The sequence below is a fragment of the Nitrospira sp. genome, assembly GCA_029194665.1.
In the GTDB taxonomy this organism is placed as follows: domain Bacteria; phylum Nitrospirota; class Nitrospiria; order Nitrospirales; family Nitrospiraceae; genus Nitrospira_D.
Window position 1 is genome coordinate 275,470 of sequence record JARFXO010000004.1, and the last position, 23,028, is coordinate 298,497.

General features: G+C 56.1%; 22 protein-coding genes. All 22 read left to right on the forward strand.

Translation table 11 applies throughout. From position 1 onward, the window contains the following. The 22 genes from P0119_14715 (at window position 1) to P0119_14820 (ending at window position 22,923) form a co-directional block, all read left to right on the forward strand. Entirely contained in the window at window positions 1-1,383 is a 1,383-nt protein-coding gene (locus tag P0119_14715; protein ID MDF0667310.1) for an O-antigen ligase family protein, read from the forward strand. Further along, entirely contained in the window at window positions 1,380-2,567 is a 1,188-nt protein-coding gene (locus tag P0119_14720; GenBank protein MDF0667311.1) for a glycosyltransferase family 4 protein, read from the forward strand. The genes P0119_14715 and P0119_14720 overlap by 4 nt, the downstream gene beginning before the upstream one ends. Beyond that, the gene (locus tag P0119_14725; protein ID MDF0667312.1) at window positions 2,545-3,732 is read left to right on the forward strand and encodes a glycosyltransferase family 4 protein; all 1,188 of its coding nucleotides are present in this window, start codon (window positions 2,545-2,547) and stop codon (window positions 3,730-3,732) included. Before P0119_14720 ends, P0119_14725 begins: the two co-directional genes overlap by 23 nt. A 7-nt stretch (window positions 3,733-3,739) precedes the next feature. Further along, a complete protein-coding gene (locus tag P0119_14730; GenBank protein ID MDF0667313.1) occupies window positions 3,740-5,242 on the forward strand; it encodes an oligosaccharide flippase family protein in 1,503 nt (500 codons plus the stop codon). Further along, window positions 5,242-6,213, forward strand: coding sequence for a glycosyltransferase family 2 protein (locus P0119_14735; GenBank protein ID MDF0667314.1), 972 nt, complete (start codon window positions 5,242-5,244; stop codon window positions 6,211-6,213). The genes P0119_14730 and P0119_14735 overlap by 1 nt, the downstream gene beginning before the upstream one ends. Window positions 6,214-6,293: 80 nt before the next feature. Continuing rightward, window positions 6,294-7,034: a class I SAM-dependent methyltransferase gene (locus P0119_14740; protein ID MDF0667315.1), complete on the forward strand. Its 741-nt coding sequence runs from the start codon at window positions 6,294-6,296 to the stop codon at window positions 7,032-7,034. Window positions 7,035-7,069: 35 nt separating this feature from the next. After that, window positions 7,070-8,359, forward strand: a complete 1,290-nt coding sequence (locus P0119_14745; GenBank protein ID MDF0667316.1) for a glycosyltransferase family 39 protein — start codon at window positions 7,070-7,072, stop codon at window positions 8,357-8,359. Next, entirely contained in the window at window positions 8,356-9,201 is an 846-nt protein-coding gene (locus tag P0119_14750) for a methyltransferase domain-containing protein (GenBank protein ID MDF0667317.1), read from the forward strand. The genes P0119_14745 and P0119_14750 overlap by 4 nt, the downstream gene beginning before the upstream one ends. Next, entirely contained in the window at window positions 9,198-10,373 is a 1,176-nt protein-coding gene (locus tag P0119_14755; protein ID MDF0667318.1) for a glycosyltransferase family 4 protein, read from the forward strand. Before P0119_14750 ends, P0119_14755 begins: the two co-directional genes overlap by 4 nt. Continuing rightward, the gene (locus P0119_14760) at window positions 10,370-11,257 is read left to right on the forward strand and encodes a class I SAM-dependent methyltransferase (protein MDF0667319.1); all 888 of its coding nucleotides are present in this window, start codon (window positions 10,370-10,372) and stop codon (window positions 11,255-11,257) included. The genes P0119_14755 and P0119_14760 overlap by 4 nt, the downstream gene beginning before the upstream one ends. Continuing rightward, window positions 11,257-11,508, forward strand: a complete 252-nt coding sequence (locus P0119_14765) for a hypothetical protein (GenBank protein ID MDF0667320.1) — start codon at window positions 11,257-11,259, stop codon at window positions 11,506-11,508. Before P0119_14760 ends, P0119_14765 begins: the two co-directional genes overlap by 1 nt. Before the next feature lie 4 nt (window positions 11,509-11,512). Continuing rightward, window positions 11,513-13,444: an asparagine synthase (glutamine-hydrolyzing) gene (gene asnB / locus P0119_14770; protein MDF0667321.1), complete on the forward strand. Its 1,932-nt coding sequence runs from the start codon at window positions 11,513-11,515 to the stop codon at window positions 13,442-13,444. Then, window positions 13,441-14,664 carry a glycosyltransferase family 4 protein gene (locus tag P0119_14775; protein ID MDF0667322.1) on the forward strand — a complete coding sequence of 408 codons (1,224 nt, stop codon included), beginning with the start codon at window positions 13,441-13,443 and terminating at the stop codon, window positions 14,662-14,664. The genes asnB and P0119_14775 overlap by 4 nt, the downstream gene beginning before the upstream one ends. A gap of 15 nt (window positions 14,665-14,679) precedes the next feature. Continuing rightward, window positions 14,680-15,870: a glycosyltransferase family 4 protein gene (locus P0119_14780; protein ID MDF0667323.1), complete on the forward strand. Its 1,191-nt coding sequence runs from the start codon at window positions 14,680-14,682 to the stop codon at window positions 15,868-15,870. Further along, the gene (locus P0119_14785; GenBank protein MDF0667324.1) at window positions 15,863-17,443 is read left to right on the forward strand and encodes a hypothetical protein; all 1,581 of its coding nucleotides are present in this window, start codon (window positions 15,863-15,865) and stop codon (window positions 17,441-17,443) included. Before P0119_14780 ends, P0119_14785 begins: the two co-directional genes overlap by 8 nt. Before the next feature lie 15 nt (window positions 17,444-17,458). Beyond that, window positions 17,459-18,166 carry a WbqC family protein gene (locus tag P0119_14790; protein ID MDF0667325.1) on the forward strand — a complete coding sequence of 236 codons (708 nt, stop codon included), beginning with the start codon at window positions 17,459-17,461 and terminating at the stop codon, window positions 18,164-18,166. An 11-nt stretch (window positions 18,167-18,177) separates the two neighbouring features. Continuing rightward, complete coding sequence (locus P0119_14795; GenBank protein MDF0667326.1) at window positions 18,178-18,825, forward strand: PIG-L family deacetylase; 648 nt, start codon at window positions 18,178-18,180, stop codon at window positions 18,823-18,825. Window positions 18,826-18,836: 11 nt separating this feature from the next. After that, entirely contained in the window at window positions 18,837-19,901 is a 1,065-nt protein-coding gene (locus tag P0119_14800) for a DegT/DnrJ/EryC1/StrS family aminotransferase (protein ID MDF0667327.1), read from the forward strand. After that, window positions 19,898-21,064 carry an MraY family glycosyltransferase gene (locus P0119_14805; GenBank protein MDF0667328.1) on the forward strand — a complete coding sequence of 389 codons (1,167 nt, stop codon included), beginning with the start codon at window positions 19,898-19,900 and terminating at the stop codon, window positions 21,062-21,064. Before P0119_14800 ends, P0119_14805 begins: the two co-directional genes overlap by 4 nt. A 41-nt stretch (window positions 21,065-21,105) precedes the next feature. Continuing rightward, window positions 21,106-22,140 carry an S-methyl-5-thioribose-1-phosphate isomerase gene (gene mtnA, locus P0119_14810; protein MDF0667329.1) on the forward strand — a complete coding sequence of 345 codons (1,035 nt, stop codon included), beginning with the start codon at window positions 21,106-21,108 and terminating at the stop codon, window positions 22,138-22,140. 94 nt (window positions 22,141-22,234) lie between these two features. Beyond that, window positions 22,235-22,498 carry a type II toxin-antitoxin system prevent-host-death family antitoxin gene (locus tag P0119_14815; protein MDF0667330.1) on the forward strand — a complete coding sequence of 88 codons (264 nt, stop codon included), beginning with the start codon at window positions 22,235-22,237 and terminating at the stop codon, window positions 22,496-22,498. After that, window positions 22,495-22,923, forward strand: coding sequence for a PIN domain-containing protein (locus tag P0119_14820; protein MDF0667331.1), 429 nt, complete (start codon window positions 22,495-22,497; stop codon window positions 22,921-22,923). Before P0119_14815 ends, P0119_14820 begins: the two co-directional genes overlap by 4 nt. Window positions 22,924-23,028 lie beyond the last annotated feature (105 nt).

Sequence of the window (23,028 nt, forward strand, 5' to 3'; positions counted from 1 at the left end):
ATGCAACAAGCAACCATTAGCCCCCAAGATAGTCTGGTTATCGCGGTACTAGCCGCCGTCACCGCAGTTGGTCTCACACTCACGACCCCCACAGTCGGCATGCAAGCCGTCGTGGGGTTTGTGATCGTTCTCACGGCCTTCACCTCCGTCTCTGCTGCTCTCTACCTCCTGATTGCTTCCATGCTGTTGTCTCCCGAGGTCGCGATCGGGCGGATCGAAGGACGCGGTGTCGGTGGGCGAGAGTTGTCGTTTCGGATGGACGACATTCTATTGGTTGTCATTGGATTCAGTTGGTTGGTCAAGAACATCGTCTATCGTGAACTGGCTTTATTTCGTGAGACACCACTGAACCGACCGATCGCTGCATACATGGCGATCTGCGTTGTCTCAACTTTAGTCGGTGTTCTGAACGGACATGTCAGACCTATGACGGGGTTTTTCTTTGTGCTGAAGTACTTTGAATATTTTTTCGTATTTTTTATGGTCGTCAACCATGTGCGGTCTCAGCAGCAGGTCGTTGGGCTCGTGGTGGCTCTCCTTACCGTCGGCCTCCTTGTCAGCTTGTATGCGATCTCCCAAATACCGAGCGGCCAGCGTGCCTCAGCCCCGTTTGAAGGTGAAAGCGGAGAGCCGAATACGTTGGGCGGCTACTTGGTGTTCCTTCTGGCTATCATGACCGGACTCTTGTTGCATGTTCAGTTCCTCCCGATTCGCATCACATTGTTGGCACTCAGCGGTTTTGCCGTCTTGGCCTTGATGGCCACCTTGTCGAGATCTTCATACTTGGCCGGCATCGTCCTCCTCATGACGGTAGGGTTGACCCAGTGGAGACGTCCACGGGTGCTGACGCTGTTGCTCGTCATCGTTGCATTGGTTCCATTGCTGGCCCCTCCCAATGTGAAACAACGGGTCAATGAAACCTTTTTTGGTCGCCAATATGGCGGAGAGATCAAAGTGGGTCATGTGGGATTGGACCTCTCCACAACGGAGCGCCTCAAATCATGGGCCTATATTCTCAAGGACTGGGTCCATGATCCTATTCTTGGGCGAGGAATTACCGGGTATGCATGGGCCGACGCACAATACGTCAAAATCATCGGTGAGACCGGTCTCGCCGGACTCGTCGCGTTCGGGTTCATTATCTATCGACTTTGGCGCTGTGCCCGCGAGTCCTTCTTGTCTCAAGCCGATCCCTTTGCCAAAGGGTTGGCCCATGGGTTTCTCTTAGGGCTCGTCGCCATGCTCGCGCACGGGATCGGAGCCAATACGTTTATCATCATCCGGATTATGGAACCGTTTTGGCTTTGCGCTGGGTTGGTCATGCTATTGCCCACCCTGTCTACTCAGGCCCAGCCATTGACCAAGCCCGAGGAGGCCCTGTGACGTGGTTTTTCTTTTGTTATTGGTATGAGCGGGATGCCCCGCATGATCCTGTCGGACTGGTGCGGATCTGGGCGTTGGCCGATGCCTTAACCGACGTGGGAGACAGAGTGACGCTCTTCCCTCCGCGGTATCGATCGGCACGAGCTCAACGAACTTGTACCATCATTCCGATTCCCCTTATTCATCTGCCGCTGATCCGTCCACTATCATATGCGTTCTTGTCGTTCGTGCGTGGCCTGATGCAAGCGCTCATCATCAGGCCGGATATCGTGTACTACCGATGGATGGACAGTCCGCATGCTCTGATCTTGGCCAAATTGCTCCGCGTGCCGTGCGTCTGCGAAGTCAACGGCGAACCGGTTCCTCAATGGCCTGGAAACCAGAGAGAGTTTGTGCGTTGGTTCAAGCAGCTGTTGGCCTGCTTGGCGTTGAAACGCTGCGATCGCATCGTTGTTTTGACAGCGGGATTGCGGACATTGCTGCAGGAACGGTATGGGGTCCCGCTTGAGCGGATCGCTGTACTTCCGAGTGGTACCGATGTGCAACGGTTTGCTGCACGAGATGCGGTGGCCAGCCGCCTTGAACTGGGCCTTTTGCCGAATCGACCGTACGTTGGGTTCGTCGGAAGCTTCTATCGATACCAAGGTTTGGCTTGCCTGCTCGATGCGATGATGTTGGTCAGGCAGGTCCGTCCATCGACTGAGCTGCTACTGGTAGGGGACGGAGAAGTGATTGAAGAACTGAAGCAACAGGCTAAGGGGATGGGATTCGACGGCAGCGTTACGTGGGTTGGCCGAGTCCCTTACTGGGAGGTGCCGACTTGGATTGGTGCGATGAACGTGTGTGTCGCACCATTCCGCGGGGAGCGAGGAGAAACTTCGCCGGTGAAACTTTTCGACTATTTGGCCTGTCATCGTCCGGTCGTGGCAAGCGCCATCCCCAGCGTCGTATCGACATTTACTCCTGACAGCGGGGTGCAGCTTGTCCAGCCGGACGATCCTCGTCCGTTGGCCGATGCGATTCTTGCCTTGTTGAGCGATCCAGGTCGGTGCGCGTTGTTGGGTAGGCAGGGGCGTCGATTTGTTGAAGCGCGGTTCTCCTGGACGGCTCTCGTAGAGCAACTTCGTCAATGGGTCGGCGAAGACCTGGGAGTCATCCGGCATGCGGATTCTCACGTATTGTGATGAAGACATCGGGGTGGCGGCCGGTGGGTCCCGACAGGTGCTGGAACTTGCCAAGGCACTCGCATTGCGCGGTCACGAAGTCACTCTAGTGGCGCCGCAGTCAGAACGAGAGAGAATCGCCCTCGCGCCTTCGACCCAGGTTCAGATTGCGTTCGTCCCAGTGGTGCGGTGGGGTGGGTTGCGCCCGTTGTTGTTTTTCTGGGGTTCCATGAGAATGTTGAAAAGGCTGTTATTGGCGAGGCGCCCGGAGGTGCTGTTGTGGTTTGATTCACCGGGACAGATGGCTCCGCTCTGGGCACTTAGAACCAGCAAATGTCCGGTCGTGTATTTTGTAAACGGACTTCCGCATGAGGAAATCCAAGGCCTCTGGCACCGCCCGCCTCTTCTCGACCTACTAGCCTATGGTCTTCGTCTCGCCTTAAGGAAGGCGACCGCCTTGGTGAGCGTGTGTCCGGATGTGTTGACCGGTCTTGGGAAGTTGGAGCCTATCGACACGAAGCGATGTTCCATCATCAAAAACGGGGTTGATCCGGATCACTTCTTCCCACAGCCTCAGGAGCAAATCAGAGCAGAACTCGGCCTCACCGCTCAGGGCCCGTACATCGTGTTTGTCGGAGGATTCTTCCCATGGCATGGCCTGGATACATTGGTTGAAGCCATTGCCCTCGTCGCGAAGTCGTTCCCAACGGTTCAATGTCTCTTGGTTGGAGATGGACAGACTAAAAGGGTTCTTGAGGAACAGGTTCGACGGTTACGACTCTCGCCTCACATTCAATTCATCGGACGTGCCGACTTCGACATGGTCCCGAAATGGATCGCGGCTTCAGATGTCTGTGTGGTGTTGCATCGACAGACTCGTTCTTATCCTGGAGATTCGATGAAGCTGTGGGAATACCTGGCTTGCGGGCGACCTGTCGTTACGACAGCCGGGCCTGGATATGGGGACACCGTTGAAGAGTTGCGCTGTGGTTTGTCGGCTAAAGCCGATGATCCTACCGATCTTGCCCGTCAACTTCTTTGTTTATTAGTCGACCAGGATCTTCGGAGAAGTATGGGCGAACGGGGGCGGATGGCCGTGATCCGATCTCATACCTGGGCGTCGCGGGCTGCGCAACTTGATCGGGTTTGTGGTCACGCGATTGCGGACATGAAATCAGCGGCTTAAACAGATCATGATCCCAAAAACCAATGTCGGCTTGTCGATGATGAGTACCCAGGACGATGAACCGGATTCGTTGCGTTTACGCCAGAGGATTCTTCGGGCCGGTTGGTGGACCGGAGGAGGATTCCTGCTCGATAAAGTGATCGCGGCTGTTCAATTGGCGGTATTGGTACGAATCCTGACTCCGGCCGACTTCGGTGTGATGGCGGCTTCTGCCGCCGTATTGCTGGCGATGCTCACGATCAGCGAGCTGGGGCTGGAATCAGCACTCGTTGCCAAAGAGATCGTCAGCGAAGACGACCTTGCAGCGGTTTGGACATTGTCTGTTGCCAGAGGGCTCTTGATGGCCATGGGGATCTGGAGCATCGCCGGTGTGGTCGGTGAGATCATGCGCATGCCGACCTTGGAATCTCTCCTGCGAGTCCATGCATGGGCCCTGATCATCCAGGGGTTCCAAAGCCCGGTTTTGGCGCTCATGCTGAAGAAGCTGGACTTGCGTCGAAAAGTCGCGATCGATGTCGTCCGACGCATCGTGGAAGCAGTCGTGACCCTTACCATCGCCATCCTCTATCGGACGGTGTGGGCTCTGGTCATCGGACAGTTGGTCGGCTTGACGATCGGGAGTCTGCTTTCTTTTCGAATTGCCCCATTTACTCCGGGCCGACCCCTAAAGCTCTCGGCGTTCTCCTATTTTGTCCGGTATGGCAGACATTTGAACCTGACCACGCTGTGCGCCTTCGGGGTCATGACCGGAGGAGAGCTGGTGATCGGTCGTCTGCTGGGACTAGAAGCCTTGGGATTTTATCAGGTGGCGCTGACCATTCCGCTCCTCATTGGTGCTCGTGCCACAGCGCTCATGCAACAAATCAGCGTACCGACCTATGCTTCATTGCAGCGGGATCAACTCGGTCTGATTCGTGTCTTCGATCTGCAGATGGGACTGATGGGCATCGTCTATATTCCCCTTGCCGTCGCCATAGGTGCCTTGACTCCCATTATGGTTCCGATTGTATTCGGCCCGCAGTGGACCAGTATTAGCGACTCTTTGCAAGTCTTCTGCGTGTATTCCGTCTGCGCCGGTTACGCCAGCGTCATGGCCTCTTTGCACTATGGCCTGGGACGGCCGGACCTTCAGGTGAAAAGTTGGGTCGCACAAGGTGCTCTGTACCTGACGATGATCGTTCCCATGACGGTCTCGCTCGGACTGTTCGGCGCCGCAGTCTCGCTGACGGCAAGCTATATTCTCGGCACAACAGTGCAAGTACTGGAAACGCGGAAGCTCCTTGGAGTTTCGACGGACGGTACGTTTCTATCGCTTGGCCGGACCGGACTCTTTGGCCTGGTGGCCGGCGCATTGCTGTGGACCGGAGTCGGTCAGACTCATATCGCCATCCCGTGGACACCGGAAATCCTAGCCATGGCGGCGACCGGAGTATTCGGTTGGTATCTCTGGCGGGTCGAGCGGCCGCGACTCAAGACACTCTGGAACTATCAATCGCAGGCAGGAGCGTAATGTCCGACGACTCCGTGGATCTATCCATCGCGATCGTGAGTTATAACACCAGAGTGCTCATGCTGGAGTGCCTGAGATCGGTGGTCGAGTCCACTCTCGCGATCCGATTCGAAGTGATCGTCGTCGATAACGACTCCAAGGACGGGACGGTGGAAGCCATTCGAACAAGCTATCCCACGGTGCACATCATCGTGAATCACGAGAATCGGGGTTTTGCAAAGGGCATCAATCAAGCGTTGGAGGTTGGTACTGGGCGATTTCTTCTCATGTTGAACAGCGATACGCTGGTGCAACGGCAGGCATTGGATCGGATGGTGGCTTGTCTCGATGGAGATTCCAAGATCGGGGCCGTAGGATGCAAACAATGGACGGGAGACGGCCGGCTATACCAGTCGTGTTTCCCGTTCCCCTCGATCCAGGACCATCTCATCCATGCATCCTTCCTTCGAAAATGTGCGCCGGCCTGGCAGGAGCTGTTGGCGGCAAGGCAGGCCATCGACTGCACGCAATCGCAAGACGTGGACTGGATTAATGGAGCCTGCTTGATGGTCAGAACGGATCTGATGAAGGCCTGCGGTGGATTGGACGAAGGCTACTTTATGTATTTTGAAGATGCTGATTTATGCCAAACCCTTCGTCGGCTGGGCTATCGCGTTCGGCATCTGGCCGACGCGGACATCGTACATCTGATCGGCCGAAGCGGGGCGGGAGACCGTACTCGCCTCAATTTCGTATGGGAATTCAGCCGTATCCGTTACGTGGAGCGGCATTTCCCTCCATTGAAACGGATCATCATGAAAATCTGGATCGCACTCGGTACGGTCCTGCGGCTGATCGACGCGATCGGTCGTCGCCCGTCAACCGTGAGTGGCCGCTCGCTCGGCATCTATGTCTCGGTTGTACGACGACTCTGGCCGTGGGGGAAGCCGGTTCCATCAGGTCTTGTGTGGACCGAGTCGAACAGGGGATAGGGGAAATTGTTGAACGGATCGCGCATCCAGTCGTACTGAATTTTCCTGTGGGCCTTGGCGAATAAGGGGTAGGGGGAACCGTGGAGCGAAGGGCCGCTTATCCGACAGATACGCAGCATGTCGTGAATCTATCAGGCTATGTGTGGGCGGCTCGTCAACTTGGACCGCTTGAAGAGCGGTACGTCTTAGACCTTTCCTGTGGTACGGGCTACGGCAGCGACTATTTGGGTGCTTGTGCCGGACGAATCGTGGGGATCGATTGTGCTCCTGACGTCGTCGCCAAATGCCGGGCGGACTATCCTCGATCGAACGTCGCGTTTCTTGCGATGGACGCTTGTGCGTTGGCCTTTCGATCTGCGTCATTCGACTGCATCGTCTCACAAGACACTATTGAGCATGTCCAGGATGACAGCCGCTTCGTATCTGAGTTGACTCGGGTGCTGAAACCAAACGGCATGCTCATCATATTCACTCCGCACGGCAAGGGTCGGGGAGCGATTCCCGACGACCCCCACCACGTTCGCGAATATACGTCGGACGAATTGAACGCTTTGCTGGAACCGCATTTTTCGACTATCCGCTGGTACGGTCGCCGTCAGGGACATCGTCTCAAGGTGGTTGAACGTTCCATGGACCGCGTGCGCAATTTGGACCCGGTTAGCCTCCGCAATTGTGTTCCACGACCTATTCGTCATTGGCTTGGAACCGTGATGAGTCAAGCACAAGGAGGGCCTGCCTTACACGAACTAGTGCCCGACGACGTCGAGTATTGCGAAGGGGTCGCGGGCGATACCAATTTGATCGGGGTTTGCATCAAATGAGTTGGTCTGATTCTTCGATCATAAAAAACCCCCACATGCTCCTTCTGTCTGCAACGGTTGCAGGTCTCTTCGCTCGAACCTGGGTCATTCTGCATGCTCCTGGCCATGCGTTTGCCGCCGATCAATTATTCGATACCTTGGCGTGGAATCTCGCGACCCTGCATCAGTTCACACTCGACGGGGTCAATCCGGCAGCGCATGTCGGTCCTCTCTATCCCCTAGTGCTCGCTGTCTTCTATACATTCGTGGGCCACCGGCCGGAATGGGTTCCGATGCTGCACGTCTTCTTCGATCTCGGCACTGCATGGTGCATGTATCGAGTCGCGACAACATTGTGGGGTTCATGGATCGGAGCTTGGGCTGTCGCTCTCGTGTTCCTCTATCCTGCCTATTGGACATATGATCCGCGGATCAGGAGCGAAGCGCTCCTCACGTTCCTCATGAGCGTCTGGCTCTGGGCAACTGTCATCTGTCGTCACAGTCCATCCGTCCGTCGATGCGCGTTCGTGGGGCTTGCAGCTGGTTTGACCAGCTTGTGTAAGCCGGTGGCGCTGATTCTGGCGGTGCTTCTCGCGGGATTTCTATGGATCGACAAGGATCGATTTTCACAAAAGGTCGGCTACGTAATCGTATACGGCGCAACCTGTGCCGCGCTCGTCATCCCTTGGTCGCTACGAAATTATGTCGTATTTCATCACATCATTCCTGTCTCAGCAGGGATCGGGGCAGGATTGTGGATGGGGAGCGATCCGGTATCTCGAGGAAGCTGGCCGATGCCGCCGGAGCGAGAGCAGGCTATCTGGGAAAGTGCCGGCATCACCCCGCTTCCCTATGCGCACGCGATGTACGACGTGCACACAGATCGGCTGTTGCATGAAAAAGGCCTGAGTCGGATCGCAGCCGATCCTATCGCCTATATGGGATTGATCTTCACAAGGGTGTGGGATTTCTGGATCGGCAATTCGTTCTATTTAGTCAATGGGGATGGGCTGACGGATGGATTGCAGAATGATGCAGTAGAGCGAGGATGGGGGGTGGCAATCTACAGTTTGGCCAAACGACTGCTCTTGATTCCCGGCTTGATCATGTTTGCCGCATGCAGCGCCTGGGTCCATCGAAAGCGCTGGCGGGACCTTCTACCGCTCTATCTTTTTCCTATTGGACTTACAGCCGGCTATGTCCCATTTGCAGTGGAAGCAGGTCGCTATGCCTTGCCTGTCTTACCTTGCCTCATGATGCTTTCGGTGGCTTTGATAGCGCACTGTCAGAGCGTGCGATCATCGCTTTTGCACGGACAAGCCTCTCCACAGACAAGGACCGTATGATGGCCTACGAACTGACCAGATATCGCTTTCTTGACCTATTACAAACATATCAGCCTTCTGCTTACGAGGTATTCGGAGAAGGTGACACACGCTTTACCATTCCCATGCATCATGCGATGAAATGCCGAGACCGATTGCATGTGGCTTTGAAATGCGGCTTGCATAGGCTGCCGCCTGAACAACAGACGATCGTCGATTTTGGTCCGTTTCCTGGAAGCCTCTTACGGCTTTTGCGCAGGCTGGACTACACCAGCTCGGCTCGATTGTTTGGTGCTGGTCTGATGGTTTCAGACGAGTTCGTTCACTTCATGCATCGAGATGCGCAGGCGGACATTCACGCCGTCAATCTCGATCCGGCCGGTGGTCATTTCCTGAACAAAGGATATTCCGAGAAAGTTCCGCTTCCAGATCACTCCATGCAGTTGGTATTTGCGTTGGAGATCATCGAACATTTGACGTCACCGTTCCATTTGCTATCGGAAGCCTATCGCATATTGGGATCGGGCTGTCATGTGGTGCTTACGACTCCGAACGTGACGCGGATCGGGAACGTCTTCAAGCTGTTGATTGGTCGGACGCCGAACGACCGGCTTGCGCCGCCTGGTTATCACAACCTCGATGATGAATGGCGTCCGCACGCTCGTGAATACGCCATGCATGAATTGGTCGACATGCTGCGCCAAACCGGCTTCGGCATCGCGGAAACACGGTTTTTTCTCGGTGAGGACACACAAGAGTGCCATCAGCCATGGAGTCAGCACGGAATCGATTGGGCTAAATGGCCGTTCTACGTCGTACCCCATTTGCGCGGGAGCCTGTTGATTGTGGGGAGGAAACCGTGAAGCCGGTCGTTCTCGCAGAGCTTGCCGGCTCAGCCGGATACGGGGGAGGAGAACGGTACTTGGAATTGCTGTTCGACCGATTGGACCGCAGTCGATTTTCTCCGCTCCTAATTTGTCCGGAGCCTGGCCCATTCGTGGGGAAGATGAAAACAAGAGGGATTCCGACCAACGTGGTGCATTTGACGCCGCTTTTCAACCTCGTGGCGCTCCTACGTCTGGCACAGGTATTAAAGCGGAACGAGGTGACGGTTCTCCAAACTCACGGCCCTCGGGCGAACGTGTACGGGCGCTTTGCTGCCTGGTTGGCCGGAGTCCCTTGCGTCGTGTCGACCATACACAACTCCATCAAGGATTATGAGGTCAATTCCATCCAACGATATGTCTACCGCACTATTCTGCGCGTAGTGCTGCCGCTGACAGATCGAGTGATTTGTGTTTCGGAGGCGTTGAGACAAGACGTCATTGCCGACTGTCCCAGCGCGGCACCGAGGACGACTACGGTGTGGAATGGAATTGACCCCTCGCTCTTCTCCAGACGCGGAAATCGCAACAAGATCAGGTGGGAATGGTGTCGAGGCAGCGGACCAGTACTTCTCACCGTTGCCAGACTCACGGAACAAAAGGGCCATCGGTTCTTAATCGAAGCGCTGCCTGGGCTTCTTGCAGAATGGCCATTACTCGTCTGTTTGTTTGTCGGGGAGGGTGAATGTCAAACATCGCTTCGGGCCTTGGCAAGAGAGAAGGGCGTTGAACAATGCTGTCGCTTTGCAGGAGTACGGAATGACGCGGTCGATTGGTATGCGGCGGCAGATGTGGTCGTGTTGCCTTCTCTCTCTGAAGGATTTCCTTTTGTGGTTCTCGAGGCCTTGGCCATGGCTCGGCCTGTCGTTGCAACCAATGTCAACGGTGTCTCGGAGGTCATCCGTAATGGCATGCATGGTTTGTTGGTACCGCCGCGGAATCCCCAGGCGCTGCAAGAAGCGATTCGGACATTGCTTCATGATCCCTGTTTGGCTGCATGTCTAGGAAAGACGGGGCAAAGAGAGGTCGCAGCGCGTTTTACGTCGGAGAAGATGGTTCGGGGCACGGTCAAGGCAATCGAAGAAGCGATGCCGGTTTTGCGTGCTTCGCACAGCGTCACCCAGGGACATGTCCAGAAAAAGGCGGCATGACTACGGAAATTGCAAGCTACGGAACGGTTGTCGGCTGTCCTTGCGGAGCTATTCAGCCGGCCGTTGAGGCGTTTCATACCCCAACGCGACGATACGTTCGCTGCCCCGCGTGCGAGCTTGTGTTTCTGCATCCTCGCCCGACTCGCGAGTCGGTGGAAGACTATTTTCGTGAATCCTACGACGGCGACTACGGGGAGGTTGAAGCCTGCGCTGATCGGCAGCCGGTGTACCAGAGTGTGTTAAGGCATCTGTCCTCGCATCGGTCATCGCCGAGGACGTTGCTTGATGTTGGATGTGGAGACGGAGAGTTCTTGCTGCTCTGTCGACGAGCCGGATGGGACTGTTCGGGAATCGAGTTGTCGGAACGGGCTGCGACTCGTGCCGCTCGGAAAGGATTGACGATATTGTCGCCGCACGCGCTTGAGAGTGGTGAAGCGGTCCGGCATTTTGATGTGGTGGCCTTGATCAATGTGTTGGAAACCGTGGCGGATCCGTTGACCATGCTCCGGCAGGCGGTCGATCTCCTCGAGCCCAGAGGCTTGGTGATTGTACGAGCCACAAACGGACTGTTCCACCTGCCGATGAGGACCCCCGCTCGCTTGATCGGTTCGCGATATGACCAGGCGTTTCACTGGTATCTGTATACGGACAAGTCCTTGAAGATGCTTATGGAACGTGTCGGGCTTAAGATCGTCAGTCTGCGCAATTCCAGACCCAGTCGAGGACCTCTTTCGCCCATGCATCCTTGGTTCAGTCGATTAAAATGGACGGTAAGCCGCGCATTGCTGTGGCCGCTCACCCAGACTGTGTATTACGCAACGGGCGGCCGCATCGTCTGCGCTCCGTCGTTTGAAATCGTTGCTCAACAACCAGGAAATGGGTGATGAGTCAAGATCTCACGTACCGTCGGTCTTGGAAACGCACCCTGCGCGCGTGGGGCACGATTCTCTTTCTTTGTCTCCTGGGAGCAGTGGCGGCGCTCGGTGTGCGGGCTCTACTCGAGTCAGTTGGAAGCGCCAGGCATACTCGGTACGAGCCAGTGGACGTTCCACCTCAGTCGGTTTCGCCCCGTCATGAACGGGAGCGAGAAGAATTGGAACGTCGGGACCGTCTCGTGCTTGAAAGGGAGAAGTAGTGGAATGTGCGGCGTTTGTGGAGTCATAGGAGATGATGACGGTTTGGCACTCCAACCCATGCTGCGTCGCCTGATCCATCGTGGACCGGACGAAGAGGGAATCTATCGTCAGACTGGAGTCGTGCTTGGTGCTCGGAGGCTTCGGGTGATTGATCCGGTCGGAGGACGGCAACCGGTTCGCAATGAGCGAGGCACTGTTTGGGCCGTCATGAACGGTGAAATCTATAACTATCGAGAATTGACTCATGAACTCGTGGGCAGAGGGCACCGACTTGCGACACGCTGTGATACCGAGGTCTTGGTCCACCTGTATGAGGACGAGGGATTTGAGGCCTTTCGTCGATTGCGAGGAATGTTTGCGATAGCGCTGTGGGATCAGGAGCGCCGTTCTGCATGGTTGGTTCGCGATCGTCTTGGTATCAAACCGCTGTACTATGCGATCCGTCAAGGCCAAGCCGGCAGGGGGCGTTCCGTCATATTTTCCTCGGAGATTCCGTCGTTGCTCGAGGCCTTGCCGGATTGGCAGCTCCGGCCGGAAGGGATCGCCGAGTATCTGACGCATTTGTATGTACCGGGGCCTGCCACGATGATTGCCGACGTGCATCAACTGTGTCCTGGCGAAGCAATGAGCGTATCGGACGGACGGGTGGAGTTATTACGGTATTACCGTCCCGAAGAAACGCTCCGCATTCACGACCGATGGACCGCTGAAGAGGCAAGAGAAGAAGTATTGCATACGTTTGAAGAGACCGTGCAAACCCATCTGGTCAGCGATGTCCCATTGGGGCTTTTTCTCTCCGGCGGTATCGATTCGGCGTCATTGTTAGCCATGATGGCCAAGTCACAGAGCGGGCCGGTCAAGACCTTCTCGGTCGGCTATGAGCATCCTTCCGACCAATCATTCAGCGAACTGGAATCGGCTCGATTTTTAGCTGATCACTTCAAGACCGTTCATTCGGAGACGATGCTGAGACCGAATGCGGTCGCGCTGATTGAGAAAGTGGTGGAGGGCATGGGGGAGCCGTTTGCCGACTCGTCGGCTATCCCCACGTATCTCGTATCGGAGGTTGCGCGACAGACCGTCACGGTTGCGCTGTCGGGCATCGGCGGGGATGAGCTCTTCGGTGGATATCCTCGCTATTTGGGCCTCCGCACCGCAGCCCAGTATCAACGAATTCCTTTGGTGCTCCGTGAGCATATGGCTCAATGGAGCAGACGGATCGGCGAACATGGAAACGGTCGTGACCAAGCAGCCCGCATGAAACGATTTCTCGGGGATGGACATTTGTCGCTTCCCGAGCAATACGGTCGCTGGACTACGTTCATTCCCGCCGAATGGGACGGCATCCTCTGGGGAGAGCGATTGGCAACGATGTTTGTCAACGAGAGACCGCTTGGAGCTGGTGCGGATCTGTTCAACCAGTGGCCGTCGTCCGACCCGGCGGACTGTGCCATGGGTGTCGACCTGCAGAGTTATCTGCCTGACGATCTCCTGCGCATGGCCGACCGTATGAGCATGGTGCACTCGCTCGAGTTGCGTGTCCCGTTTTGCGATCATCATCTCTTGGCCGCAGCGCTACGAATTCCCTCGCGGGTGCGTCTGAGCGGTTGGCAATTGAAAGGGTTTATGCGGCGACTGTTGCGGGGTCTTTTGCCGGAGCGAATTCTTCGTGCACCCAAGCAAGGATTCATGGTGCCCATGGCTCGATGGCTTCGAGAAGACCTTCGCGAGATGGCACACGATCTGTTAACGGACGATGTGATCAAGGGCCGGGGGTATGTCAAACCGACGTACGTGCGGTGGTTGCTGGAACAACATGAGAGAGGCCGCCGAAACTTTTCAGATCAATTGTATGCGCTGATCGTGCTGGAACTTTGGCAGCGGGGTTTGCGCGCCGATTCTTCTGAACGAACGGCAGCAATGGCGAACTCATGAATATTCTATTGTTGGCTGAAGTGTCGGCGGAGCGAGTCATCGGTGGGGCGGAACGGGTTCTTCGCAACCAAGCTCTTGGATTGGCGAGGCTCGGTCATCACGTGAAACTGTTGACGCGGGCCCCTGAGCATGCTTTGGCGGACGTGTTGGAGATGAGCGGCATCAGCGAGTGGCGCTATTCGGTCAGTCGCAAGCACGAAGCGGCGTTTCTCTGGTCTTCAGTGCGCCGATCGGTTGAACAGTTCGATCGCTTATGTGCGATCGAACCGCCGGATGCCGTCATCATTCACCAGGCGCTGGCAGGCCTCGGGCCGATTCTGGCTCGTTATTATGCGGCATCCCGATGGATCTACATGTGTCATTCTCTCGCTCATGAAGAATATGAGACGAGGCAAGGGCAGACTTCTTCGACTCTGGCAAGCTTACGCCGACGTGCTAATCTTCGGGCAAGGCGCTCAGTAGAACGAGCGGTGATGTCTCGATGTCACCACGTGGCCGTCCTCAGTCAATTTATGCGTCAGCGTGTCATCGGCGGGCATTGTATTTCAGTCGATCGCCTAGCGGTCATCCCAGGGGCGGTTGATCCTCATGCCTTTGTCCCAATTGAGGATCGTCGATTTGCAAAGGCAGCGCTCAACCTTCCGGTCAATCGTAAGATCCTCTTTACAGTTCGAAACCTTGTGCCGAGGATGGGGCTCGACAATCTGTTGCGCGCGATCGAGATGCTGGACAGGGCACAGCACGAGCTGATGCTGGTAATCGGTGGGGAAGGTCTCTTGCGTGAACAACTCCAAGCAGACATCCAACGGAAAAGACTCAGCGATGTCGTGCGGCTGATCGGGTTCGTTCCCGAATCCCGGCTCGGTCAATACTACCAGGCTGCGGACCTTGTCCTGATGCCGAGCCTCCAGTTAGAGGGGTTCGGTCTGGTGATGGTCGAAGCAATGGCCTGCGGGACACCAGTGCTCGGGACGCCGATTGGGGCGATTCCGGAGATCTTGAACCAGGTTGATCCGATCCTGATCGCTGAAGGAGTCGATGGTCGGTCGATCGCACGGGCGCTTGAACGGGTCTTGAGGCGGCTACAGGAGCCAGGAGAGGCCAGCCGGCTGGCGAGGAAGGGCCGCGCGCTGATTGAACGCCGGTACAATTGGACACAACATTGTAACGAGCTGGTCGGCTTGTTGGAGGGTCCAAGGCAAGTTCGGCTCGCGGCCTAGCAGGCCAGAAAAACTATGATGGCTGTTCGAAAGGTCGTCCATATCATCACTCGGCTGGACCACGGTGGCTCTGCCCGGAATACCATGCTCACAGTGTTAGGACATGATCGGACTCAATTTGAGCCGGTCATGGTCACAGGACAAGCTGAAAGCTGGAACGCGCAGGGGGGACTCATCGCAATAATGGAAAATCTTCGGTTCTTGGACAAGGAGGCGATCCGTTACCACCTGGTTCCGTCGCTGGTTCGTCGTATCAGCCCGAAGGGTGATCTGGCGGCGCTGTGGAAGCTGGTTGCTCTATTGCGACAGGAACAACCCGACATCGTCCATACGCACACATCCAAAGCCGGGGTCCTAGGCAGGTTGGCCGCGTGGATCACGGGTGTTCCCAAGATCGTTCATACACCACACGGGCACGTCTTCTATGGTCACTTCGGTTCGATACGCTCGTGGATATTTTTGCAGATCGAGCGGGGATTGGCATGGATCACCGATGAGTTGATCGCACTGACACCAGTCGAAAGAACCGAGCATCTTGAGCGGGGAGTCGGGCTTCCTGATCGGTTTGCCGTCATACCAAGCGGTATCGATATCGATCGTTTCAAGCAGGCTCGGACGGCCGGAAAGGTGATGCCGGAGTGGTTCGACTGCCCACCTGACGCGACAGTCATCGGCTCCGTCGGCTGGTTGACGGGTATTAAGGGGCATCGGTTTTTGGTCGACGCCGTTGCTCAATTGAAGCAGGAGCATCCTCATCTGCACCTCGTTATTCTCGGCAGCGGAGATCAGCATGATGCCCTGCTACGCCAGGCAGGCCAAGCAGGAATCACTCAGGCCCTGCATCTGGTAGGTCGTCGAGAGGACGTCGAGCTTGCTTTGGCTGGGATGGATTGCTTCGTCTTGCCGTCGCTCAATGAGGGGATGGGGCGGGCCTTGATCGAAGCCATGGCGGCGGGACTTCCGGTGATTGCCAGCCGAACTGGGGGAATTCCTGCTCTGATCGAGGATGAGAAGAACGGCCTTCTTGTTCCACCAGGAGACAGTCTCGCGCTAGCCGTGGCGTTGCGACGGATACTGTTCGATCCTACCTGGGCCCGGACATTAGGACAGCAGGCGATGCTGAGCATTGGAACGGACTACGGCGTCCCTGCCATGATTCGAGCCATTGAGTTGATCTACCGAGAGGCAGCAGTGAGACATGCGTAGAGCCGGCCGTAGAATTGCGACCGGGCTATTTGTTGCCGTGATCGGCCTGGCAGAGGTTGTAGCTGGTTTAGCTGCTACGCCAGCCACGGGAGTGTATTCACTGCGGGCCGCCATTCATGTACACAGTACGATGAGTACGGGATCGCTCAACCTGGAATCGTTGGTCAGAAGAGCCGAGGACCAACAGCTGGATGTCTTGATTCTGTCCGAAAATTTCACGTTGCGATATGACTATGGACTTCGGCCGTTTGAAGGATTTCTGAAGTACCACGTCACATTGCCCTCGGTCATGGAGTACGGCGTACAACGATTTCTCGATGAAGTTCGAGCCGTGCAGCACCGCCATCCAAATCTGATTATTATTCCAGGGGTCGAGGTTGCCCCACATTATTACTGGACCGGTTCGCTGTTGCACGGGGACCTCACCATGCACAACGCCCAGCGGAATCTCCTCCTCATCGGGCTGGAAAAGGCCGAGGATTACGAGCAGCTTCCGGCTCGGGGGAACGCTAGCTCGTTTGTGTGGGGCCTGCAGAGCCTGGTCAATGGACTCCCACTGTTTCTATTGGTTCCAGCCGTCTGGTTGTGGAAACCTCATGGCTCACGATGCCTTGACTGGAGAGGGTCCTCCTCTCGCCAGCCCGTTCTCCTCATCGTCCTCGTGATCACCTGCGTCGTTCTGATGGCCAACGCATGGCCGATGAAGATGCCCGTGTACAGCTCTCATGACGGCACGGCTGGCTACCGGCCTTATCAAGCCTTGATTGATCGGGCAGTTGAACGGGGCGCGTTGGTGTTTTGGTCGATGACAGAGGCTCGCGATTTCAGCCGCCATTCATTCGGTCCGCTGGGAATCATAACGATCAAGACGGAACCCCACCCCGAAGCGTTGATCTTGACAAGGGGCTATACAGGCTTCGGCGGATTGTACCAGGACGCCAGGCGAGTGGTAGCGCCGGGTGGCGTATGGGACCAACTGCTGAGATCAAGGTCGGTATACGATCAGAGCGGGTTTCCCACAGTGATCGGGGAGGTGGCATTCCATGGAACTACGGATGCCGGAAAGGATTTGGATCGGGTGTATACGGTCATCCAGACATCCGAGCGAACTCCTGCCTCCATCATGGCTGCACTCAAAAGTGGTCGAACCTATGCGGTCGCGAGAGGTGACCAGAATATTCTGCTCCGGCTCGACGAGTTTCGCCTGTTGAACAACGGGCAGTCCGCTGGAATCGGCGAGACTCTTCGCGGAAACGGGAACGGCGACATCATCGTCCGTGTCGGAGTGTCCGCCATTGATGGGAAGCCGTATGCGGCAAAGCTTCGTGTCATTCGATCCGGTCAGGTCATCCGACAGATCGAAGGCCAGACTCCCATGCGGATAGAGCTTGCGGATCGTGAGGCTCAGCGGGGAGAGTGGCTAAATTATCGAGTGGAAGTAGTCGGCAAGGGAGGGGAATTGCTGACCAATCCGATCTATGTGTCACCGGCGGACGGCTCAAATACAAAAGTCCCTCGACGAATGGCCATTCGTCCAGGAACCATCACTCAGGAACAGACCGCAACAAGCTGAAAGCCGGAGTAACGCATGCGCGTGACGATTCACCAACCGCAATTCCTGCCGTGGCTTGGGTATCTCGACAAGATCGATCAGGCCGATGCGTTAATCATGCTGGATACCGTCCAGTTCAAGAAGCACGAATGGCAAAATAGGAATCGCATCCGGACCGCCAAGGGATGGCAGTGGTTAACGGTTCCGGTACTGCAACATTTTGGTCAACGTATCGATGATGTGCTGATTAATCCAACCACCTCATGGAAAACGCAGCATCTCCGAGCACTGGATATGCATTATGCTCGGGCACCGTACCGCGACCTGTATCTTCCGGAGTTGCGCGAACTGTACGCTCGGCACTGGTCTAGGCTGAGTGCTCTCAACAGGGCGATCGTACAATGGTTGCTCGATGCCTATGGCATCACCACACCGGTCCATAGCGCCGCTGAATACGCGGCTCGCGACGAGCCGACTGACCGGTTGAGCGATCTCTGTCGGGCGGTCGGGGCCACAGGGTATCTTGCCGGGCCGGGTGCTGAGCACTACATGGATAGGCCGCGATTTGAGTGCTCTGGCGTCCGGTTGGAAATACAGGTGTTCCAGCACCCCATCTATCGCCAGGTGTACGAGCCGTTTGAACCAAATCTGTCTGCGCTGGATCTCTTGTTGATGCAAGGACCCGACGCGCTCTCGACACTGCGCCGGGCGCGATCAAGGGATTGTTCGATGACCAGCGTCTAGGGGGATCAGGTATGAAGAGCGCCACCGTCACAGAACGCATGCGCATTCTTGCGCTGGGAGCCCATCCGGACGACATCGAAGTGGGGTGTGGCGGAACATTGATCAAGTATGCGGAGAACGGCCATCGCATTTTTCTTATGGTCATGACAGAGGGCGGAGCGGGCGGCAATGTCTCGGTTCGCAGGAGAGAGCAAGAGCGGTCAGCCGAACTCCTTCAAGCCGAAGAAGTATTCTGGGGAGGGTACCAAGACACGGAAGTTCCTCTTGGACGAGATCTCATCCAAACCGTCGAGGAGATCGTGCGGAAGATCGAGCCGCATTTTATCTTCGTTCACTATCATGATGATACCCATCAAGACCACCGGCATTTGGCCACGAGCACGATTACCGCCACGCGTTACACCAAAAACGTGCTGTTTTATGAAGGACCAACCACGCAGAACTTTGCTCCCACGGTTTTTGTGGATATCCAGCAGGCATTGGACCGAAAAATTCAGGCATTGGAAGCGCATGCCTCCCAGGTGAGGAAAACCAATATCGAAGGGATCGACATCGCGGACCTGGTGAAGTCCTCCGCACATTTTCGTGGGATTCAGGGCAGGGTGAAAACCGCAGAAGGCTTTGTGCCCTTACGATTGTTCATCAATATCGGAGTATAACGACGGTTGCCATGCTGGTTCCTCACTCGCGCCCCTTTATCGAAAGTGATGAACTCCAGGCGGCGATCGAAGTATTGCGATCCCGCCGGCTGGCCCAAGGTGGTATGGTCGAGCAGTTTGAGCGTGGAATGGCGGCCTATTTTGGCCTGGCCGGCGGAGTTGCCGTCAGTTCCGGAACGGCGGCGCTGGAGGTCACACTCCGAGCATTGGGAATCGGACCAGCCGATGAGGTTGTACTTCCAAGTTATGTCTGTGTCGCACCGCTGTTGGCCATCCAGCGTGTCGGAGCCATCCCACGAGTCGTCGATATCGATCTGGAGTCGTTTGCGATCGATCCGGAAGCAGCGCGACAAGCCCTCACCTCAAAGACTAAGGCCATGATCGTCCCTCATCTGTTTGGCCTTCCCGCTGATTTGACGGCTCTGGAACAGTTGGGAGTGCCAATCATTGAAGACTGTGCGCAGACGTTGGGCGCGATAGAACAGAGCAGAGTCGCAGGATCAGTCGGGCTGTTAACTATTTGCTCATTTTACGCGACCAAGTTGCTCTGTACAGGTGAAGGAGGGATGGTGCTGTCCCGCGATGAAAGTTTGTTGGAACGAGTTCGTACGCTGAGGGAATACGACGAGGCGCCGTCCCTCCACCCGGGGGCGACGAATCTCAAGATGACCGATCTCCAAGCCACGATCGGTTTGGCGCAACTGAATCGGCTGGCATCTTTCCTCGAACGACGAAGCTCTATCGCGGATGAATACCGAACGACACTGGACGGTACTGGACTTGTGCAGCCGATCGTACCGGCCGGCCGCACGCACGTGTACTACCGGTTCGTGGTGCGCATGCCGGACCTGCACAACCAGGTGAACGGCGTGAGTAGTGTGATCGCACGATTTGAAGGCCGCGGGGTTCAATGCCGGAAGCCGGTGTTCCGGTCGCTCCATCGCTATTTGGAATTGGACGGTTTCCCCGCGTCGGAAGAAGCCGAGCGCACCGCGCTCTCAATCCCACTATTCCCGTCGCTCACAGAGGAAGATGTGGCACAGGTGCATGTGGCCCTGCGTTCGGAGTGGGCGTGAAGGCACTGGAGACGGAACTCGCTCCGCGGTTCTACGCCACGACGTGGCGCTGGATGACTCCGGTCGTGTCCGCCCTGGCACTTGGGACCATCGTTCTGGCCATTCCGGCTGTTCGAGACCTCTTTCAACTTGAAGGTCTGCGATGGCTACATGTCTTTCTCTTTGCGTTTCTTGGTACCGGAGCCCTGACCCCGCTGATGGTCAGGATCGGCCATCGATGGAACCTTGTCGACATTCCGGCCGATCGTAAGATCCATGTTTTCCCCACTCCACGGCTCGGCGGTCTCGCTTTCTATGCCGGCTTCCTCGGATCGTTGCTGCTGAACTCCATCATACCCGATTGGATGGTTGCCGTTCTGGTGGCCGGCTCTCTCCTGTTGATCATCGGCGTCGTCGATGACATTCGAGAGCTGCCGGCCTGGACAAAACTGTTTGGACAATTGCTGGCAGCGGGTATTGTGATTGCCTCGGGCAAGATCTTGACATTGTTTCCGCTCGGACCAATTGGAGATGCGGCCAACATTGTTCTGACTCTTTTTTGGATCGTCGGTATTACGAACGCGTTCAATTTCTTCGACGGCATGGACGGACTGGCTGCGGGCCTGGCCGTTCTGATGGCAGGGTTCATGAGCGTCGTGGCGTTTGAAACGAATCAAGCTGGGTTGGGTTGGCTGGCGATCGCCATGATCGGAGCTGGTCTCGGGTTTCTGCCGTATAATTTTCGCGGCAGAGGACCGGCCGTCATTTTTCTGGGCGATGGCGGTTCGACGTTCATTGGATTCACGCTGGCCTGTCTGGCGGTGAAGGGGAACTGGGCGGATTCCAGCCCGATCGTGTCTTTCAGCAATCCGTTGCTGATCTTCGGAGTCCTGATCTATGACATGGTCCACATCACCGTCGAACGGGTTGCGAGCGGAAAGGTCAAATCCGTGAAGGAGTGGCTGGATTATGTTGGAAAGGATCATCTTCACCATCGCCTGGAGCGGGCCCTTGGTTCACGGCAGGCCAGTGTTGCCATGATTTTTCTCTTCACGATCTGTCTCGGACTGGCAGCGCTGGCGCTCCGACAGGCCGGGACCATGGAAGCCCTGCTGCTCCTCCTTCAGGCCGGCCTGATTGCCGCGATGATCACGGTACTGGAAATCAGCGGTCGCCGCCGATAAGGACTTGCACTCCTGCTCTATTCCCGCTAGAAGATCCCACCATGGTTCCCACCGTTGAATGGAAAGACGGCGCCGTTCGCCTGCTCGATCAGAGCCGGCTGCCAGAAGTAGTGGAATTCCTCGACTGTCGAGACTACCTCACTGTGGCGGAAGCGATCCGCACTCTGAAGGTTCGCGGAGCGCCGGCAATCGGGGTGACGGCAGCGATGGGTGTTGCCTTGGGTACTCATGCGATCAATGAGACCGAGTATTCTTCCTTTGCCTCGGCAGTTTTCAAAATCTGTGATGAGCTGGCGGCAACCAGGCCAACTGCGGTGAATCTCTTCTGGGCTCTTGAGCGAATGAGGCGGAAGCTTGAGTCCTTACGAGATCAGCCGGTCCCAGCAATCAAGCAGGCTCTTATAATAGAATCTCAAGTCATACTTGAGGAAGATATTAATCTCTGTAAAACCATGGGGCGCCATGGAGCGGAATTGATTGGGGACGGGCAGACGGTTTTAACTCACTGTAATGCTGGCTCACTCGCAACGGCAGGTTATGGGACGGCACTAGGCGTCATCCGTGCTGCATGGGAACAGGGCAAGAAAATTAAGGTGATCGCCGATGAAACTCGTCCTGTGCTTCAAGGTGCGCGGCTCACGGCTTGGGAGCTGATGCAGGATCAGATTCCCGTCACCCTCATCACAGACAACATGGCCGGCTCACTCATGAGGCAGGGGAAAATTCATCTCTGTGTTGTTGGCGCCGATCGGATCGCAGCGAACGGGGATGTCGCTAATAAGATCGGCACCTATTCCGTGGCGGTCTTGGCAAGAGTCCACAACATTCCCTTCTATGTTGCGGCCCCCTATTCGACCATCGATCTCAAGACGAAATCCGGTGAAGATATTCCGATTGAACAACGGAATCCATCCGAGGTGACGACTATCCATGGAAGTCATCCCCTGGCTCCCAACGGTGTGTCCGTCTACAATCCAGCCTTCGACGTGACGCCGGCCGAACTTATTACAGGAATCATCACCGAGCGAGGCGTTTTCAAGCCTGGTGACATCGCATCACAGTTTCAATCCAGGTAGTGTGAGCTTGTCCGTATGTTGCTGTTCTATGCATGCGGTGTACTTCGGCTCTCGCGACCTTGACTTTATGACTACTCTTGACTAGTATGTGACCATGAGTAACGTACGGGTGGCAGACTTAAAAAGTAGGTTAAGCCAGCATCTCCGCAACGTGCGGGCTGGACGGCCCATTACTGTTTTGGATAGAAGTACGCCGATCGCGCGGATCGTCCCTTACGAAGAAGAGGGGGCATCATTGACGATCCGACAGCCACTACTTGGGGCTCCATCGCTCAAGCAGATCTCGCTGCCTCCACCGCTTAAACTCCGTCGAGATATCGTCGCGCTTCTGTTGGAAGAACGTCAAGGCGAACGGTGATCGCATACCTCGATTCCTCGACAATTTTGCGGATCATCCTCGGCCAAACCAATGCGTTACAAGAATGGCGGTCGATTACTCAAGGAGTCGCGTCTGCTCTGGTTGAAGTGGAATGTCTGCGGACATTAGATCGATTGCGGTTGGCCGAAGATTTGAAGGATGCTGTGATTGCCGACAGACGGGAGACGGTGTTTCGATTGCTGGAGGCGATTGAAGTGGTCGAGCTGACGAGACCGATTCTCTCACGGGCGGCACAACCGTTGCCGACCGCGCTGGGAACGTTGGATGCGATTCACCTCGCAACGGCGTTGCTCTGGAAAGAGCGTACGAGAGCGGATCTTGTGATGGCAACGCATGATGAAGGATTGGCGACGGCAGCTCGGGCCAGTGGACTTCGAATCGTCGGTGTGTCGGCTTCTGCCTAGCCCAGCCGTCAAGTATTGGCACAGTGCACATCGACCCCGCCTCTGATACGACCTCGTTCGCGCCCGTTCCAAAGTGGCACACAATTCGATCTCCTTCCTCGTTCC

What these genes read in the sequence shown, in the direction of transcription:
- P0119_14715 (MDF0667310.1), top strand. Translation starts at nt 1, where the DNA reads ATGCAACAAGCAACCATTAGCCCCCAAGATAGTCTGGTTATCGCGGTA.
- P0119_14725 (MDF0667312.1), top strand. Translation starts at nt 2,545, where the DNA reads ATGCGGATTCTCACGTATTGTGATGAAGACATCGGGGTGGCGGCCGGT.
- P0119_14730 (MDF0667313.1), top strand. Translation starts at nt 3,740, where the DNA reads ATGATCCCAAAAACCAATGTCGGCTTGTCGATGATGAGTACCCAGGAC.
- P0119_14735 (MDF0667314.1), top strand. Translation starts at nt 5,242, where the DNA reads ATGTCCGACGACTCCGTGGATCTATCCATCGCGATCGTGAGTTATAAC.
- P0119_14745 (MDF0667316.1), top strand. Translation starts at nt 7,070, where the DNA reads ATGCTCCTTCTGTCTGCAACGGTTGCAGGTCTCTTCGCTCGAACCTGG.
- P0119_14750 (MDF0667317.1), top strand. Translation starts at nt 8,356, where the DNA reads ATGATGGCCTACGAACTGACCAGATATCGCTTTCTTGACCTATTACAA.
- P0119_14760 (MDF0667319.1), top strand. Translation starts at nt 10,370, where the DNA reads ATGACTACGGAAATTGCAAGCTACGGAACGGTTGTCGGCTGTCCTTGC.
- P0119_14765 (MDF0667320.1), top strand. Translation starts at nt 11,257, where the DNA reads ATGAGTCAAGATCTCACGTACCGTCGGTCTTGGAAACGCACCCTGCGC.
- asnB (MDF0667321.1), top strand. Translation starts at nt 11,513, where the DNA reads ATGTGCGGCGTTTGTGGAGTCATAGGAGATGATGACGGTTTGGCACTC.
- P0119_14775 (MDF0667322.1), top strand. Translation starts at nt 13,441, where the DNA reads ATGAATATTCTATTGTTGGCTGAAGTGTCGGCGGAGCGAGTCATCGGT.
- P0119_14780 (MDF0667323.1), top strand. Translation starts at nt 14,680, where the DNA reads ATGATGGCTGTTCGAAAGGTCGTCCATATCATCACTCGGCTGGACCAC.
- P0119_14785 (MDF0667324.1), top strand. Translation starts at nt 15,863, where the DNA reads ATGCGTAGAGCCGGCCGTAGAATTGCGACCGGGCTATTTGTTGCCGTG.
- P0119_14790 (MDF0667325.1), top strand. Translation starts at nt 17,459, where the DNA reads ATGCGCGTGACGATTCACCAACCGCAATTCCTGCCGTGGCTTGGGTAT.
- P0119_14795 (MDF0667326.1), top strand. Translation starts at nt 18,178, where the DNA reads ATGAAGAGCGCCACCGTCACAGAACGCATGCGCATTCTTGCGCTGGGA.
- P0119_14800 (MDF0667327.1), top strand. Translation starts at nt 18,837, where the DNA reads ATGCTGGTTCCTCACTCGCGCCCCTTTATCGAAAGTGATGAACTCCAG.
- mtnA (MDF0667329.1), top strand. Translation starts at nt 21,106, where the DNA reads ATGGTTCCCACCGTTGAATGGAAAGACGGCGCCGTTCGCCTGCTCGAT.
- P0119_14815 (MDF0667330.1), top strand. Translation starts at nt 22,235, where the DNA reads ATGAGTAACGTACGGGTGGCAGACTTAAAAAGTAGGTTAAGCCAGCAT.